Origin of the sequence: Novosphingobium sp. ERN07 (genome assembly GCF_012641335.1) — a bacterium.
In the GTDB taxonomy this organism is placed as follows: Bacteria; Pseudomonadota; Alphaproteobacteria; order Sphingomonadales; family Sphingomonadaceae; genus Novosphingobium.
This window is the reverse complement of record NZ_JABAID010000011.1, coordinates 112,320-128,541: the sequence shown is the minus strand read 5'-3', so window position 1 is coordinate 128,541 and position 16,222 is coordinate 112,320. Positions and strand designations below refer to the sequence as shown.

At 61.5% G+C, this 16,222-nt stretch carries 18 protein-coding genes; 11 read left to right on the top strand and 7 right to left on the bottom strand.

Annotation, left to right across the window (positions count from 1 at the left end):
• Both HGI47_RS15040 and HGI47_RS15035 read right to left on the bottom strand, forming a co-directional pair.
• Positions 1–668 (bottom strand): hypothetical protein (locus HGI47_RS15040; RefSeq protein ID WP_168853585.1); only part of this gene is annotated, 668 nt, incomplete at its 3' end.
• Entirely contained in the window at positions 665–1,630 is a 966-nt protein-coding gene (locus HGI47_RS15035; RefSeq protein WP_240950210.1) for a class I SAM-dependent methyltransferase, read from the bottom strand. The genes HGI47_RS15040 and HGI47_RS15035, both read right to left, overlap by 4 nt.
• A gap of 25 nt (positions 1,631–1,655) precedes the next feature.
• Between HGI47_RS15035 and HGI47_RS15030 the strand changes: the two genes are divergently transcribed.
• The 4 genes from HGI47_RS15030 to HGI47_RS15015 are packed head-to-tail and all read left to right on the top strand — an operon-like array spanning position 1,656 to position 5,319.
• On the top strand, positions 1,656–2,225 hold the full coding sequence (locus HGI47_RS15030; protein WP_240950209.1) for a TetR/AcrR family transcriptional regulator: 570 nt from the start codon (positions 1,656–1,658) through the stop codon (positions 2,223–2,225).
• Positions 2,222–3,418: an efflux RND transporter periplasmic adaptor subunit gene (locus HGI47_RS15025; protein ID WP_168853583.1), complete on the top strand. Its 1,197-nt coding sequence runs from the start codon at positions 2,222–2,224 to the stop codon at positions 3,416–3,418. Before HGI47_RS15030 ends, HGI47_RS15025 begins: the two co-directional genes overlap by 4 nt.
• 10 nt (positions 3,419–3,428) lie before the next feature.
• Complete coding sequence (locus tag HGI47_RS15020; protein ID WP_168853582.1) at positions 3,429–4,631, top strand: ABC transporter permease; 1,203 nt, start codon at positions 3,429–3,431, stop codon at positions 4,629–4,631.
• Complete coding sequence (locus HGI47_RS15015; protein WP_370521740.1) at positions 4,624–5,319, top strand: ABC transporter ATP-binding protein; 696 nt, start codon at positions 4,624–4,626, stop codon at positions 5,317–5,319. Before HGI47_RS15020 ends, HGI47_RS15015 begins: the two co-directional genes overlap by 8 nt.
• Before the next feature lie 7 nt (positions 5,320–5,326).
• Here the strand turns inward: HGI47_RS15015 and trxC are convergent, their stop codons facing one another.
• From trxC to HGI47_RS14990, 5 genes are read right to left on the bottom strand one after another with little or no spacing between them, the layout of a single operon-like run.
• A complete protein-coding gene (gene trxC / locus HGI47_RS15010) occupies positions 5,327–5,767 on the bottom strand; it encodes a thioredoxin TrxC (protein ID WP_168853580.1) in 441 nt (146 codons plus the stop codon).
• A gap of 28 nt (positions 5,768–5,795) precedes the next feature.
• Positions 5,796–6,107 (bottom strand): helix-turn-helix transcriptional regulator, encoded by a 312-nt coding sequence (locus HGI47_RS15005; RefSeq protein WP_168853579.1) that lies wholly within the window; start codon positions 6,105–6,107, stop codon positions 5,796–5,798.
• Entirely contained in the window at positions 6,104–9,313 is a 3,210-nt protein-coding gene (locus tag HGI47_RS15000) for an efflux RND transporter permease subunit (protein WP_168853578.1), read from the bottom strand. Before HGI47_RS15000 ends, HGI47_RS15005 begins: the two co-directional genes overlap by 4 nt.
• Positions 9,313–10,395: an efflux RND transporter periplasmic adaptor subunit gene (locus tag HGI47_RS14995; RefSeq protein ID WP_168853577.1), complete on the bottom strand. Its 1,083-nt coding sequence runs from the start codon at positions 10,393–10,395 to the stop codon at positions 9,313–9,315. Before HGI47_RS14995 ends, HGI47_RS15000 begins: the two co-directional genes overlap by 1 nt.
• A gap of 18 nt (positions 10,396–10,413) precedes the next feature.
• Positions 10,414–10,749: a rhodanese-like domain-containing protein gene (locus HGI47_RS14990; RefSeq protein ID WP_168853576.1), complete on the bottom strand. Its 336-nt coding sequence runs from the start codon at positions 10,747–10,749 to the stop codon at positions 10,414–10,416.
• A gap of 171 nt (positions 10,750–10,920) precedes the next feature.
• Here HGI47_RS14990 and HGI47_RS14985 point away from each other — a divergent pair, with 171 nt between their 5' ends.
• The 7 genes from HGI47_RS14985 to HGI47_RS14955 all read left to right on the top strand — a co-directional run bounded on the left by HGI47_RS14985 (position 10,921) and on the right by HGI47_RS14955 (position 16,109).
• Positions 10,921–12,201 (top strand): NAD(P)/FAD-dependent oxidoreductase, encoded by a 1,281-nt coding sequence (locus HGI47_RS14985; RefSeq protein ID WP_168853575.1) that lies wholly within the window; start codon positions 10,921–10,923, stop codon positions 12,199–12,201.
• A gap of 11 nt (positions 12,202–12,212) precedes the next feature.
• Positions 12,213–12,416: a DUF2892 domain-containing protein gene (locus HGI47_RS14980; RefSeq protein WP_168853574.1), complete on the top strand. Its 204-nt coding sequence runs from the start codon at positions 12,213–12,215 to the stop codon at positions 12,414–12,416.
• A 12-nt stretch (positions 12,417–12,428) separates the two neighbouring features.
• A complete protein-coding gene (locus HGI47_RS14975) occupies positions 12,429–13,694 on the top strand; it encodes a TolC family protein (protein ID WP_168853573.1) in 1,266 nt (421 codons plus the stop codon).
• Complete coding sequence (locus HGI47_RS14970; RefSeq protein WP_168853572.1) at positions 13,691–14,614, top strand: MBL fold metallo-hydrolase; 924 nt, start codon at positions 13,691–13,693, stop codon at positions 14,612–14,614. Before HGI47_RS14975 ends, HGI47_RS14970 begins: the two co-directional genes overlap by 4 nt.
• Before the next feature lie 15 nt (positions 14,615–14,629).
• A complete protein-coding gene (locus HGI47_RS14965; RefSeq protein WP_168853571.1) occupies positions 14,630–15,415 on the top strand; it encodes a sulfite exporter TauE/SafE family protein in 786 nt (261 codons plus the stop codon).
• Positions 15,416–15,446: 31 nt separating this feature from the next.
• The gene (locus HGI47_RS14960) at positions 15,447–15,797 is read left to right on the top strand and encodes a carboxymuconolactone decarboxylase family protein (protein WP_168853570.1); all 351 of its coding nucleotides are present in this window, start codon (positions 15,447–15,449) and stop codon (positions 15,795–15,797) included.
• Positions 15,798–15,947: 150 nt separating this feature from the next.
• Positions 15,948–16,109: a hypothetical protein gene (locus tag HGI47_RS14955; RefSeq protein WP_206066222.1), complete on the top strand. Its 162-nt coding sequence runs from the start codon at positions 15,948–15,950 to the stop codon at positions 16,107–16,109.
• The last annotated feature ends 113 nt before the right edge of the window (positions 16,110–16,222 follow it).

The window sequence follows — 16,222 nt, the reverse complement described above, 5'->3', positions numbered from 1 at the left end:
TCGCCTTCATAGCCTCCAGGAGCACGAGCAAAAACTAGATCGGTCTGGCTCTGGCGGCGATGTCCTTTCCAGAGGCTTGCCGTCACGCGGTAGTCGGCCGCATCCCACATGCCGCCCGCAGTGATCGGGCAACCGCACATGGGTTCTACCTTTGCCGTGACCCGAATCTTGCCATTTTCGCGAGAGACAGCGGGTGTGATGGCAAGGCCGGGAAGTTCGACGACCCAGCCATCGCCTGCGGTAACGGGTACTCCGGGCATCATCCAGCGCTGGGCTGCAACCTTGATGCGCGATCCGGGCCGACCGAGCGGCCCTTCCGCTTCGAGAACGACAAGTGTCGGGCTCTCGATATCGAGAATGGCGTTGAATGCCGCGGCTTCGGTATTGGCGCGCAGCGGGCTGCGTCCCGCCGAATTCATGATCAGATCGGTGCTTCCGGTCCCGCCTGTCGTCGTCCCGCTCGCTAGAACGCGGCCGCTGGCCGCTTCACGCAGCGTTACCCGGGCACCGCCCGTACCATCGCCCACGAACTTTGCATCCCGGCTGATCACCCGGACAGTGACCTGCGTTGGTTCGGCAATGGCGGGCGCAGCTGTGCCGAACGACGTCGAAGCAAGTCCTGCTAGCAGATACCGCAGCTTAGGTATGGTCGAATTCACCTTGGTCATGCGACTGCCGACACCAGCCAGGCGGTGTATCCCATCATGACACCTTCACCTGGGCGGAAATGCTTTGCATAAAGTTTGGTCAATTCAGAGGTGGCGGCTGCCTGGACAGCTTCTGGACAATCTTGAAGGATCTGGCCGAAAGCGAGGGCGTTGCACACGAACGCTTGTGCGTCTTCGGCTGTTGCGCTGGGCCCGCCAACCGGGAGCAGACCCTGTGCGACAGAGATGTCCAGCTGCTCGAAGCCCGAAGCCGCAAGGACTTCTCTGAGATAGTCGACATCTTCAAACGCGAAGGGGCCTGGTGCACGCGGGATAGGTGCAGGCATGTCGACATGACGGCGCGCAACAGCCATGCCTTCCAGCATCCACGGATTTTGCAAAGGAGGCCCCCAGACTGCAAGATCGATCCGGCCGCTATGTCTGATCAAGCTGCGCAGATTGGTGAACGCACCGACGGGGTCTTGGAAGAACATGCTGCCAAAGCGCGAGAACAGGCGGTCGCACGGGCCATCGTCAAGCGTGACCATTGCGGCATCCGCGCAGATGAAGCGGGCATTCGTGATGCCAGCAAGTGCAGCCCGGTGCGTTGTCGCGGTCACCAGATCGGCGGAAATGTCGATGCCGATCACTTCGCCGCCGGGGTTGACAGCTTGCGCAATCGCCAGGGATGTCGCGCCACCGCCAAAGCCGATGTCGAGCACCCGCTCGCCAGGGCAATATGCCGCTCGGGCCAGCAACGCCTCGCCAACAGGCGCTATCGTGCTTTCGAAACCTCGTAGGTTCGCGAGCCACCGCGCCCCCATCTCACCAGCCCAATCTTCGAATTTCAGGGCATCGTCCTGAGGCAGGGCAGTTTCGGTCATCGAACGTCCTTTAGCGGCGTAACAGCTAAGGGGATCATAAGCCAATCCCAGCCAGAAAGAAAGTGACGGCTCGCTTTTATTCTGGCATTGGCCCGGCATGAGCCGTCTTTATCTTTCTGCCGAAATGCGGCGCGCCGAAGCTATTGCAGCCGTGATCGGTCTGGCGGCACGGAGTGACCCGGCAGATATCACCACCGGTCAGATTGCAGCGGCCATGGGTGCGTCCCAAGGCGCGCTGTTTCGCCACTTCCCTGACAAGCAATCGATTTGGACGGCGGTTCTTGACTGGACCTGCACCGAATTGCAGCGCCGCTTCGACGCTATCGTGCCATTGCCGCCGCTAGCCCGACTCGAGGCCATTCTGGCAGCACATATCGGCTTCATCATGGAGAATACCGGCGTCCCGCGCATCCTGTGGGGTGAACTCCAACGTGTCGGCGAAACTCCGGCCAAGGCGATCGTTCGGCAGTTGATGGCAACGTATCGCGCTAGGGTGGCAGGTGAACTGTCGGCTGCACATGCCGCCGGGCAGATTGCCGTGGATGCCGATCTCGAAGCGGCAACCGTGATGTTCCTGGCGCTTGTCCAGGGCCTCGTCATGCAGGCGCTCGCCATCGATGATTTCTCGGCATTGCCAGCCATGTCCAAGCGGCATTTTGCGCTCTTTTGCCGCAGCCTGGAGGCCGTGAAATGAAAATGCCGTTCTCCTTGGGGCCTTTCACGTTGAATCGGCGCACCTGGATGCTCGTGGCGGTTCTGGTGCCATTGCTTCTGCTCTTTGCATGGGTGGCTTTCCGGTTCGGGCCGCTTGCGCCTGTGCGTGTCACGGCGGTGACCGTGGAAGAGCGGGCGATTGCTCCAGCGCTGTTTGGCATCGGCACCGTGGAAGCACGCTATACGCAGCGTATTGGCCCGACTGCACCGGGGCGCGTTGCCAGCCTTGCTGTGGACGTCGGGAATCGCGTGGTAGCGGGGCAACTGATCGCCGTGATCGATCCCATCGACCTTGACCAGCGAATCGCGGCGGCATCGGGGAGTGCAGGACGTTCGGCGGCGCTTGAACAGGCCGCTACTTCGCAGATTGCGGATGCGGGCGCACGACTCGCTTTGGCGCGCAATGAAGCCGACCGCGGTGAGGCACTGTTTCGCGGTGGCTGGCTGACCCGTGCCGCACTTGATCAGCGCCGACAGGCACTCGCCGCAGCGCAGGCAGGATTGGCGACGGCACAGGCGAACCGTAGTGCCGCAGCGCTGGATCGCGGCCGCACCGGTGCCGAACGCGCGGCCCTCGTCGAACAGAAGGCCAACTTGCGCCTTGTTGCGCCGCGCGCGGGATTGGTCGTCCGCCGCCTGTCCGAACCGGGTACGACGGTTGTTGCGGGACAAGCCGTGATTGAAGTCGTCGACCCTGCCGAATTGTGGATCAATGCTCGCTTCGACCAGACGCGGGCCGCAGGTCTGGTCGCCGGGTTGCCGGCGCGGATTGTTCTGCGCTCGCAAGCGGACCGAGGCCTCGGCGGCAAGATCCTGAGGGTTGAGCCGGTTGCCGATCCAGTGACCGAGGAAGTGCTCGCGAAGGTGAGCTTCGATAAGGCGATCGGCGAGCCGCCGATTGGTGAATTGGCGGAAGTCACTATCGCTTTGCCGGCACGATCAAAGGCACTGGCCGTGCCGAATGCCGCGATTTACCGGGTCGGTGGGAAACTCGGCGTCTGGGCGATCCGTGAAGGCGATCTCGAATTCGTGCCTGTCAGGCTGGGCGTCGAAGATGCGGATGGCTGGGTCCAGGTACTGGATGGGCTAACGAAGGGCGACCGGATTGTCCTGCACAGCGCTCGGCCGCTATCGACAGGCAGCAACATCTCGATCGTCGACAAACTACCGTGATCGGGTTTCCATGATCAGCCTGGCCGGCCGCGACATCCTCCATGGCTGGGGCAAGTTCGTCCTCACTGGCGTGGGGTTGGGGCTGCTGATCGGCGTCACCCTGTCCATGGCTGGCGTCTATCGCGGCATGGTGGACGATGCCCAGGCGTTGCTCGACAACAGCGGCGCGGACCTGTGGGTCGTACAGAAGGACACGCTTGGTCCCTATGCCGAGCCATCGAGCCTCAACGAGGATACCGAGCGCCCGATCCGCGCCATGGCGGGGGTCGATCGTGCGGCGGGCGTTACCTATTTGACCATGCAGATTGCGCATGAAGGCAGTGATGTGCGGGTCATGGTGGTGGGCGCGGAAGTTGCCCTGCCCGGAGAGCCGGGCCAGCCGCCTCATCTGCTCGCCGGTCGCCGGATTGTGCACGGCCACTATGAGGCTGTAGCAGACGTGAAAACCGGCTTCGCCATCGGCGACCGGGTGAAAGTGCGCCGCAATACATACCGCATTGTCGGATTGACCAGCCGCATGGTGTCGTCCGGGGGCGACCCCATGCTGTTCCTGTCGCTTAAGGACGCGCAGGATGCGCAGTTCGATAAGGACAGCGACGCCATAGTCCGCCAACGGGCACGCACGGCGTCCAGCCCGGTGCTGAACCCGCCAGGATACCCCGCTGTGGCCGAAGCGGTCAATGCTGCCCAGGCGACCAGCAATAATGTGAATGCCGTGCTCGTGACGGTGAAACGGGGGGCCGATGCCGATCAGGTCGCCGCGGCAATCCGACGCTGGCAGCGGGTGACGGTCTATACCCGCGCCGATATGGAGAGCATCCTGATCGACAAGATGATCGCCAATTCCGCGCGGCAGATTGGCATGTTTTTGGTGATCCTGGCCATCGTCAGCGCCGCTATTGTCGCTTTCATCATCTACACCATGACGATCGGCAAGATCCGCGAGATCGCCGTGCTCAAGCTCATCGGCACACGCAACCGCACGATTGCCGGCATGATCCTGCAACAGGCGCTTGGCCTTGGCTTGATCGGGTTTGCTGTGGGCAAGATCGCCGCGAGCTTTTGGGCGCCATTTTTCCCGAAATACGTGCTGTTGCTTCCGGCAGATTCGCTGCGCGGCTTCTTCGTGGTCATGGGCATCTGTACGCTGGCGAGCCTGCTGGCCATCCATGCGGCGATCAAGGTCGATCCGGCGGAGGCAATCGGTGGCTGAAGGCATCCGCATCGAGAACCTGGTCAAGACCTATGGCAGCGGCGACACGGCGGTCCATGCCCTGCGCGGGGTGAACATGGCGGTCGCCAAGGGCGAGGTCGTGGGGCTGATCGGGCCATCGGGCTCGGGCAAGAGCACGCTGCTCAAGTGCCTCGGCGCGGTGATTGAGCCAAGTTCGGGCCGGATGATCATCGGCGACAATGTGATCTACGACGGTGGTTGGAAGGTCCGCGACTTGCGCGCATTGCGGCGCGACCTCATCGGCTTCATTTTCCAGGCACCCTATCTGATCCCGTTTCTCGACGTGACCGATAATGTCGCGCTCCTGCCGATGCTTGCGGGCAAGCCCAACACCGTCGCCCGCAAGGAAGCGCGCGATCTGCTTGATGCACTCGACGTCGGGCACCGGGCTGCGGCCATGCCGTCACAGCTTTCCGGCGGCGAGCAGCAGCGGGTTTCCATTGCCCGCGCCCTCGTCAATCGCCCGCCGGTAATCCTGGCCGACGAACCCACCGCACCGCTCGACAGCGTCCGCGCGCTGGCGGTCGTCGATCTGCTCAACAGCATGGCGCGGCAGTTCGATACCGCGATTATCGTTGTGACACATGACGAGAAGATCATTCCGACCTTCCGGCGGCTCTACAATATCCGTGAAGGGATCACCGTCGAAGAGCAAAACTCAACTTAATCGCGGTTCAGGCAGTGAGTAATTGCCGGACCCAATTGACGATCGCACCAGCAGGCATGGCTCCGGACTGACGGGCCACTTCCTTACCGCCTCTAAACAGGATCATGGTTGGAATTGACCGGATACCAAAGCGTGACGCGATCGCCTGCTCTGCTTCTGTGTCCAGTTTCCCAAGCCGGACATAAGGTTCAAGCTGGGACGCTGCCGCTTCGAACGCGGGTGCCATCTGGCGGCATGGGCCGCACCATGTTGCCCAGAAATCCACCAGTAGCGGAATGCCGCTCTTGCTCAGATGCGCGTCAAAATTGAGCGCGCCAAGCGCGATCGCATGGGCATCAAATAGTGGGCCACCACATCGCCCACACTTGCCTCCCGCGCCCAATCGCTCTTGCGGCACCCGGTTTGTGGTTGTGCAACGCGGGCAGATGATCAGGACGGGATCGGGCATGGCTATGTCTTCCAATGGCGGACAGATGTCATTTGCCTGTATCGTTGCAGAGTTCGCACAGCGAATGGATCACGCCGCGGACAATGGGATCCTTGAGGCTGTAGAAGCGGGTCTGCGCCTCGCCGCGAATGCTGACGACGCCTTCTTCGCGCAGCATCGCGAGATGCTGGGAGACCGAGGACTGGGAAAGCCCGGCCAATTCCACCAACTCGGTTACTGAAACTTCGCCTTCATCCATGCGGCACAACATGAGCAGACGTTCGGGGTGGCTCATAAGTTTGAGGCGCCCCGCCATAACCACGGCGTTAGCCTTGAGTTCGGAAAGATCGGTCGGCTTCATGCTTGGGGTTCCGGAAACGGGCGACCATCGTCGCGCAAGACTATGTAGATTGCTGGAATAACGAGCACGGTCAGCAAGGTCGAGGAGGCGAGGCCGAACAGCAGCGAAATCGCCAGCCCCTGGAAGATCGGGTCGGTCAGGATCACTGCCGCGCCGATCATCGCGGCGGCTGCCGTCAGAACGATCGGCTTGAAGCGGATCATGCCGGCTTCAAGCAGCGTTTCGCGCAAGCTCTTGTCGGCCGATCGGGTGTGGCGGATGAAATCGACCAGCAGGATCGAATTGCGCACGATAATCCCGGCGAGCGCGATGAACCCGATCATCGAAGTGGCCGTAAACGGCGCGCGGAAGAGGATGTGGCCAAGGACGATGCCGACCAGCGTCAGCGGGATCGGGGTGAGGATCACCAGCGGGATGGTGAAGCTGCGGAACTGGCCGACGACCAGCACGTAGATGCCCAGCAGAGCCACCATGAACGCACCGCCCATATCGCGGAAGGTCACCCAGGTGATCTCCCATTCGCCGTCCCAAAGCACCGAGGCCTTGCTCTCGTCCTCTGGCTGGCCGTGTAGAACGATGTCGGGCTTTATCAGCCCATGCGCCTTCCAGTCGAAGGCGTTGATGGCGTCATCCACCGCGAGCATACCGTAGATTGGAGCTTCATAGCGACCGGCGAGTTCGGCGGTTACCATTGTTGCCCCCCGCCCATCGCGGCGGAAAATGGCCTGGCCGCCCGGCTCCATTTTCGCTGCGACCAGTTCGCCCAGCGGCACGAGTTGACCAGTGGGTGTCGCTGCGACAGGCGTTGCGGCGAGCGATGCCGACCAGCTGCGTTGCGACTGATCGAGTGCGAGCTCGATCGGCAGCGGATCGCGCTCGCTCCCGCGCGGGGCATAGCCAACCACCTGGCCGCCAAGCAGCGCACCGATGCTGTCGAACAGCTGCCGTTCGGACAGGCCATAGTGATCGAGCTTGGACCGGTCAGGGATCAGCTTGAGCGTCGGGCGCGGCTGTCCAAAGCTGTTGTCGACATCGACGATATAAGGCACCGACTTGAAGATCGCTTCGACTTGCATCGCAGTTTTCTGACGGGTGGCTTCGTCTGGGCCGTAGATTTCGGCGAGCAAGGTCGCCAGAACCGGCGGTCCCGGAGGAGTTTCGACCACCTTGAGCGAACCACCGGCGGGCAGGGGAATCGCCTTCAGTTTTTCGCGAAGATCAACCGCAACGTCGTGGCTGGAACGCGAGCGGTCGCCCTTGGGCAGCAGTGTAACCATCAGGTCGCCCATTTCAGGCGCATTGCGCAGGAAATAGTGCCGGACCAGACCGTTGAAATTGAACGGAGCCGACGTTCCCGCATAGGCCTCCATCGAGGTGACTTCGGGCACGGTCCTGGCCACGGCCGCTGCCTGTTCCAGCACGCGCGACGTCGTTTCCAGACTGGTGCCCTCGGGCAGATCAGCCACCAGTTGAACTTCGCTCTTGTTGTCGAACGGCAGCAGCTTCACTGTCACCGCCTTGAAATAGAACATCGAACAGGCAACCAGCGTTGCGACGCCAACTACGATGAGGAAGCGCTTGGCGCTCTGCGGGGTCGCGATGACCTTGCTGGCATAGCGCTTGTAGAGTGCGCCGAGCTTGCCGCCGTGCTCTTCGTGTCCGTGCGCCAGCGTTTGCCTCGCAAACCGGACCATCAGCCACGGGGCAATGATCACCGCGACGAAGAAGCTGAAGATCATCGCCGCCGAGGCATTGATCGGGATCGGTGCCATGTAAGGCCCCATGAGTCCCGAGACGAACAGCATTGGCAGCAATGCGGCGACCACGGTCAAGGTGGCGATAATTGTCGGGTTGCCGACCTCGGCCACGGCATCGACTGCGGCATCGATGCGTGACCGATCATCGTTCATCGCCCAGTGGCGCGCGATGTTCTCGATCATGACAATCGCGTCATCGACGAGGATGCCGATCGAGAAGATCAGTGCGAACAGGCTGACCCGGTTGATGGTGAAGCCCATCACGTTCGACGCGAACATCGTCAGCATGATCGTCGTCGGGATGACGATTGCGGTGACACCGGCCTCGCGCCAGCCAATGGCAAAGCCGATCAGTACCACGATCGACACCGTTGCCAGCGCGAGATGGAATATGAGTTCGTTGGCCTTGTCGTTGGCGCTTTCGCCATAGTTGCGCGTGACGGAGACTTCGACGCCCGCAGGGATCAGCGTGGCTTTGAGGGTGTTGACCCGCTCGACAACGCCTTCTGAAACGGCAACTGCATTAGCCCCGGCGCGCTTGGCAATGGCGAGGCTGACTGCCGGGCCCATATTCCAGGCCGCATGGTCGTCCTTAGCCCAGCGCCAAGCGCGGGCCTGATTCTGGGTCGGCGCCTGCTCGATCTTCGCGACATCGGCGAGCAGCACCGGCGCGCCGCTAGCGGAGCGGACGGTCAGGCTCGAAAGCTCCTGTGCATCGCGCAGCGTTTGGCCGGCAACGATCAGCGCTGCTTGGCCTGCCTCGCGCACGGTTCCCGCTGGAAAAGCGCGATTGGCCTGTGAAACAGCTTCGATCAAATTGCCCAAGGGCACGCGGTAGAGTGCCAGTTTCGCAGGATCCGGCACGACCCGGAGCGCCATATGCTGGCCTCCGGTGATGAAGGTCAGGCCGACGTCGTCGACCTTGGCGATTTCTGTCCTGAGTTTGCCAGCGAGTTCAGACAGGGCCTGGTCGTCCCATCGTCCTGCTGCGCCCGGTTTGGGGGTCAGCGTCAGCACCACGATCGGCACGTCGTTGATGCCGCGTACGGTTACTTGCGGGGCGGGGATGCCAACCGGAATCCGGTCTTTGTTGGCCTCGATCTTTTCGTTGATGCGGATAGCTGCGTCTTCGGGATTCGATCCCACGAGGAAGCGAGCCGTAACAAGCGCGCCGTTATCCTGCGCCTGTGTGTATACGTGCTCGACCCCGTCAACGCTCTTGACGATGGTCTCGAGCGGTTTGCCCACCAGTTCGACTGCTTCTCGTGCGGAAAGCCCCGGTGCCTGGACCATGATGTCGACCATCGGCACCTTGATCTGCGGCTCTTCCTCGCGGGGAATCGTAATTGTGGCCAGCAAGCCGACAAGAATTGCTGCCAGCAGGAACAGAGGCGTGAGCGGCGACATGATCGTCGCTCGGGTGAGCTTGCCCGATATGCCGAGATTCATCAGTGCTTCGCCCCGTTTGACTGATCAGCACCTGGGACCGCGCCAGTCGGACCTATCAGCGTATCGCCAGCAGCTGCGCCCGACAGGATTTCGACCTTCCCCGGTTCCGTCGTGGCTGAAGTCTGCACGGGCACCTGCGCGGCAGAACCGTCCTTGGTCAGGAGGGTCACATAATCGATGCCATAGCGATTCGTGACATAGCTCGCCGGCACCAGCAGGGCCTTGTGCGTGCCTGTCTCGACCTTGGCGGCAACTCGGCGGCCGATCAGCTTGTTGTCGATTCCCGGCATATCCACATCAACCGTAACCTGCCCTGCGGTGACTGATGGATAGACCTTGATCACAGTTCCCACGCTCGTTCCGCTGCCGGCTCCGGCATTCAGGTTGTTTGTGGTCACCCGCGATCCTGCATGGACCTTGTCGGCCAGCGATTCGGGCATTTCGAGGCGGACAATCGTGGGGCCAGCGGTAATCACTGCGATTGCCATACCCGGTGCAACCGGGGAACCGGCCGGGACATCGGCGCGCAAGACGCGGCCACTGGCAGGGGCGGTCACCGTGCCTTGCCCGGCCACGGCACCTACCGCCGCTTGCTGAGCCTGTGCGGCGCGAATCTGGGCATTGGCTGCTGCTGCGGCTGCCTGTGCCTGTTCCAGCCTCGCTTTGGCATAGACACCGTTCTGGTAAAGGAAACGGACGCGCGACAATTCGCCTTGCGCCTGCGCGGCCTGGGCCTGGGCAGCAGCAGCCTGCGCGCCATAAGCACCTGCCTGATAGCCAAGCTGGCTATCGACAATGCGCCCGATGACCTGGCCTTTGGCGACCATGTCGCCTTCCTTGACCGTCAGCGTGGTCAATATTCCGGGAATGCGAGCGAGAACCTGAGCCTGATCGACCGTAGCGATTTCCGCGCTCACGTCCTGCCAACTGACCGTGTCACTGGCGCCGAGGACCAAGCGGGGCCCTGCAGGCGCCTTTGCCGTCTGCGCAGTCTCCTCGCTGCTGCTGCAACCGGTCAGTGGCAGACTGAGAACCGCTGTGCTGAGAGCGGTCAAGGCCGACAGGTATCCCCGCATCGTCATGTTCCTTGCTGACGTTTCTTATCGTTCGACCGGCAATCCGGCCGATTGCCAGGCGCCAAAGCCGCCCGCAAGATGCGTGTCGACCGCAGCCTGCGCCACGCCACACTTGTCGAGCGCCATGCCTGAGCGTTTGCCTCCGAGGCAGGTGAGGACCAACTTCTTTGTTCCGGTGTCCGGCAGCCTGGATGGTTGGAACGTCGACAGCGGCATGTTGATTGCGCCCGGAATGTGGCCAGCGGCAAACTCGTCAACCTCACGCACATCGACGACGACTGCATCACCCGTGCGCAGCATCGCATCTAGTTCCTGTGCAGTCAGTTCGGGATGCTTCGCTTTGCCAAACCCAAAAACCATTGGTTCGTCCTTTCGTCGGGTGACCGCTCGCAAGCGGCTCTGTGCAAACTTTACCCCTTGCTCATATCGGAAACGCCTTATATAAGTCAAGTCCGATACAGAGTGTCGGCACGCCTTTCGACAGATTTTCTGAGGAACTGCGGCGTCAGACAGGATTGCGGGAGAACCGATATGTCATTGCCCCAGATCATCATCCTAGGCGCAGGCCTTGGCGGTACGATCGCCGCCTATGAAATCCGCGATGCCGCCAAGGGCAAGGCGGAGGTCACGGTGATCAACGATCAGGAAGATTACTGGTTTGTCCCCAGCAATCCTTGGGTCGCTGTGCGCTGGCGTGAACCTGAGGCGATCAAGGTCCACCTGCCGCCGATCATGAAGAAGAAGGGCATCGGTTTCACCGCCGTTGGAGCAAAGCGAGTCCACCCGCAAGAAAATCGGGTTGAACTCAATGATGGCACCTCGCTGCCCTACGATTACCTTGTGATCGCAACCGGGCCCGAACTTGCATTCGACGAAGTGGCCGGACTGGGGCCTGACGGGTTCACGCAGTCGGTCTGCCGCACCGACCATGCCTCCCATGCAGCGGATGCCTTTGACAAGTTTTGCGAAGATCCCAAGCCCATCGTGGTTGGCGCGGCGCAAGGGGCGTCATGCTATGGCCCGGCATATGAGTTTGCCCTGATCCTCGATACCGAACTCAGGCGCCGCAAGATCCGTGATCGCGTGCCGATGACCTATATCAGTCCGGAACCATACATTGGCCACCTTGGCCTCGATGGGGTTGGTGATACCAAAACCCTGCTCGAGAGCGAACTGCGCAATCGCCATATCAAGTGGATCACCAACGCCCGCATCACCAAGGTGGAAGAGGGCTCCATGCACGTCGAGGAAGTAGCCGATGACGGCTCGGTCAAATCGGCCCATGACCTTCCGTTCGGCTATTCGATGATCCTGCCCGCCTTCCGCGGGGTGGGCGCAGTCCACGGTATCGAGGGACTGACCAATCCGCGCGGGTTTATCCTCGCCGACAAGCACCAGCGCAATCCGACCTTCAAGAACGTCTATTCGCTTGGGGTCTGTGTGGCGATCCCGCCGATCGGGCCGACGCCCGTTCCTGTCGGCGTGCCCAAGACCGGCTTTATGATCGAATCGATGGTCACCGCCATTGCCGCCAATCTCAAGCTTGAACTGGAAGGCAAGGAGCCGGCCGAGGAAGCCACCTGGAACGCTGTCTGTCTGGCCGACTTTGGCGATGGAGGCGTGGCATTCGTGGCTCAACCGCAAATCCCACCGCGCAACCTTAACTGGTCGTCGAGCGGGAAATGGGTTCACCTCGCGAAGATCGGCTTCGAGAAATATTTCATCCACAAAGTACGGCGTGGCACCAGCGAACCCTTCTACGAAAAGCTGGCGATGCACGCCCTCGGCATCCGCAAGCTGCGCTTCAAATAAGGAGAATAGCCATGATGCTTGATGCTGCGGTTTTCCGTTTTGCCGGAGTGGTGGTCCTGGCCAGCCTGGCGCTGGCGCACTGGGTACATCCTGGGTTTCTCTGGCTGACTGCGTTTGCGGGTGCGAACATGTTTCAGGCCAGCTTCACCGGGTTTTGCCCTGCGGCAATGATTTTCAAGAAGCTGGGTGTCAGGCCCGGCAATGCTTTCAACTGAATCGGACCTGACATGCGCCGTCTGATCCTGTCTATGGTCACGCTATCCTGCCTCGTTGCCGCTCCCCCGGTTTCGGCGCAGGATCTCGCCGCCGCCATCACCGATGCTCTGGCCAACGCCCCCACGCTTGCCGAAGCAACAGCCGGTGAGGCGGCGGCGAAAGCCCGGCTTGACCGAGCCCGAGCCGAGAGCAATCCGCTCCTGCGGATCGAAGGCTCGTACGGTGCCGGGAGGATCGATAACGGGGGATTTTTCGGGATCACCGCCGACAATGTTTCGCCGCTGGCGCTGCAGGCAACAGCTGAGATGCCACTCTATGCTGGCGGTCGAATCTCGTCCGCCGTCGATCAGGCGCGCGGCGGCGCGGACATAGCGCGCTTTGGTGCGGAGCAGGCGCGGCTGCAAACCATCGTCCTTGCCGTCAGCACGTACACCGAGGTCCTGACGTCGAGAAAGCTCGAAGCCCGCTACGGCCAGCTTGTGAGTGAACTTGTTGAGACCGAGCGGCAGGCGGGCCTGCGCTTTCGCGCCGGGGAGATCGCTAGTTCCGAACTGGCGCAGGCGCGTGCACGCAAGGCTGAGGCCGACGCTGGTTTCGCGCAAGCGCAAGGTCGGCGAACTTCCGCTGAAGCTGCCTATCAGCGCCTGACAGGCAAACCTGCCGGGGATCTCGCAGCCCTCCCGGAATTGCCGCATATTCCAGCAACGATTGACGAAGCGCTGGATATGGCTCGAACTTCCAACCCTGCCTTGCGTCAAGCCAAAGCAGGGGTCGATGTCGCTCGAGCCGGGGTACGTTCAGCCAAGGCAGAAGGTATGCCCACCGTCGGAGCGTTCGCTGAAGCGGCTCATGTGCGGGATCAATTCTTTCCCGGTTACAAGGCGGACTCAGTCGCGGTCGGCGTGCGCGGGCGCTGGACTTTGTGGGCAGGCGGGCGCGTCTCTTCGCAGACCCGCGCTGCTGATGCCGATCTCGATGCCAGCGAGGCAAGGTTGAGGCAGGCCGATCAGACGCTGGAGGGTATAGTCATTGACGCCTGGCAGGGGTTGGTCACCGCGCGGCGCATGACTGAGGCATCCCGTCTGCGTACAGAAGCCGCCAGCGAGGCATTGCGCGGCACCCGGCTCGAAGCCCAGGTAGGCGCCAAGCCCACCTTAGCCGTGCTTGATGCGGAACGCGAAGCCATTGAGGCCGAGGCGGCATTGCTTCAGGCCGAAGGCATGCAGACCGTTGCGGCCTGGCGGCTGAATGCCCTCACCGGGAACATTACCCCATGAACGACAGTGCCATTCAGGCCGCGACGGCCCAGATCGAAGCCGCGCGTGCGGTAGCGGGCAAACCTGTGATTCGGACCTTCTTCGATGAGCCGACCTTCACCGCGACACATGTGGTGCATGACCCGGTCACCGGCCGCGCCGCGATTATCGATCCCGTACTGGATTTTGATCAGGCGGCCGGGCGGACCAGTCATGGCTCGGCCGATGCCGTTATTGCATATGTACGCGAACAGGGTTTGACGCTCGACTGGCTGCTGGAAACCCACGCCCACGCCGATCATCTGTCGGATGCGCCCTATCTTCAGCAGCAACTCGGCGGCACACTGGTCATCGGGTGCGAAATCGTGACCGTTCAGAATGTGTTCGCCGGTGTTTTCAACGAGCCCGCCAGCTTCGCGCGAGACGGTTCGCAGTTTGACCGCCTGATGGGCGATGGTGAAACATTCCAGCTGGGTGACCTTGGCGCCACAGCGCTGCACGTACCGGGACATACGCCCGCCTGCCTCGCCTATGTCATCGGCGATGCCGTGTTCGTTGGCGATACCCTGTTCATGCCCGACTATGGCTCTGCCCGCGCTGATTTTCCCGGCGGCGATGCTCGCACACTGTTCTGCTCAATCCGGCGCCTGATGCAGCTTCCCGATGAGACCCGCGTCTTCCTGTGCCACGACTATAAGGCACCGGGCCGGGAGACCTATGTTTGGGAAACAACTATCGGTGCAGAACGAACGGGCAATGTTCATGTCCATGACGGCGTGAGCGAAGAAGAATTCGTTGCCATGCGCGAGGCGCGCGACAAGACGCTCGGCATGCCGCGTCTCATCCTGCCTTCGATCCAGGTCAATATCCGGGCCGGGCATCTGCCCGAGCCGGAAGAAAACGGTGTCAGTTATCTCAAACTGCCGCTGAATCTCCTTTAGACGCAAGGCACCCAGATGTTCAGCGAACTCCAATATATCCTGGGTGCGCTGAGCGGCGTGCTGATCGGTTTCACCCTTGGCCTCGTCGGAGGCGGCGGCTCGATCCTGGCCGTGCCCTTGATGGTCTATGTCGTGGGTGTGAAAAGCCCGCACCTGGCCATCGGAACTAGCGCGCTAGCTGTCGCTGCCAACGCCCTGGCCGGGTTGTTCAATCATGCTCGCGAGAAAAACGTCAACTGGCGCTGCGGCGGCTCCTTTGCCCTCGCCGGTGTGATTGGCGCGCTCGGCGGATCGACGCTCGGCAAGGCTTTTGACGGCCAGAAACTGCTGTTCCTGTTTGCGCTGCTGATGCTGGTCGTGGCTTTCGCAATGTATCGCGGACGCGGTGAAGCCGGGATCGAAGGCGTCCAGTGCAACCGTGACAATCTGCCCAAGGTCATCCTTTTCGGGGTCGGCACCGGGATGCTGTCAGGGTTTTTCGGGATAGGCGGCGGTTTCCTGATCGTTCCCGCGCTCGTCGCCTCGACCTCGATGCCAATCTATCGCGCAATCGGAACGTCGCTCATTGCTGTGGCTGCGTTTGGGTTAACCACTGCGGCAAACTATGCGGCATCGGATTTGCTCGACTGGTCTCTGGCTGCCAGCTTCATTGCCGGAGGGATGGTCGGCTCGGTTCTTGGTGCTACCGCTGCCCGCAAATTGTCGGCTGCCAAGGGACGTCTCAACACCGTATTTGCTGCGCTGATCGTCGTCGTGGCGGGATACATGCTCTATCGCAACTGGATGGTTTTCCAGTCCTGAGCGCACGGGCAGCTATCAAAGGAGAACGGTAATGCACAAGGACTGGCAAGCCATGGCGGGCGAGCTTTCGACCGCGATCAAGGAAGTGCGCCTCGGTTCGCCCGAAGTCACCAAGGCATTCTCGGCCATGGCCAAGGCTGCGACCGAAGAGGGCGTGCTCGACACCAAGACCAAGGAACTTATCGCGCTCGCTATCTCGGTCGCGATCCGCTGCGACGGCTGCGTCGCATTTCATTCGCAAGCGGCTGTGAAGCAAGGCGCAACCCGTGAGGAAGTCATGGAGGTCATGGGCATGGCCCTCTACATGGGTGCCGGCCCGAGCCTCATGTATGCCGCGCAGGCGGTCGAAGCCTACGACCAGTTCGCCGCTGCAGGCAAATGATGCCGAAGCAAGGCAGCTATAGGTCTGGATGATATGATCATTTATTTCCAACTATTTGCGTGAGATCAATGAACCTTCCTGTGCGGTTTGTAGGGAGGGTTGAAGCGGAGACCGATTATGCAAAGTCGCATAGCTTTTGCACTGCATTTCGTGATCGGCACGACCCTCATGGGAATCCTTGTGACAGTCGCGCTGAGCATGGGATACGATACGGCCCGGCCGATTATCATCGCGGTCGTCGCAGGTTTCGTGATTGCTATCCCAGTAAGCTGGCTGGTTGCGCGCAAGATCACGCATTTAGTGAAGAACTGAACCAGACGGCGCCTCCCATGCAGCGGATCCGGACGGGTTCCGCTGGGGGCAGGTTCGTCGCGCAAGGCCCTTTCGGCAATGCCTAGACGGGACCTGCGCGCAACCCCCGAACT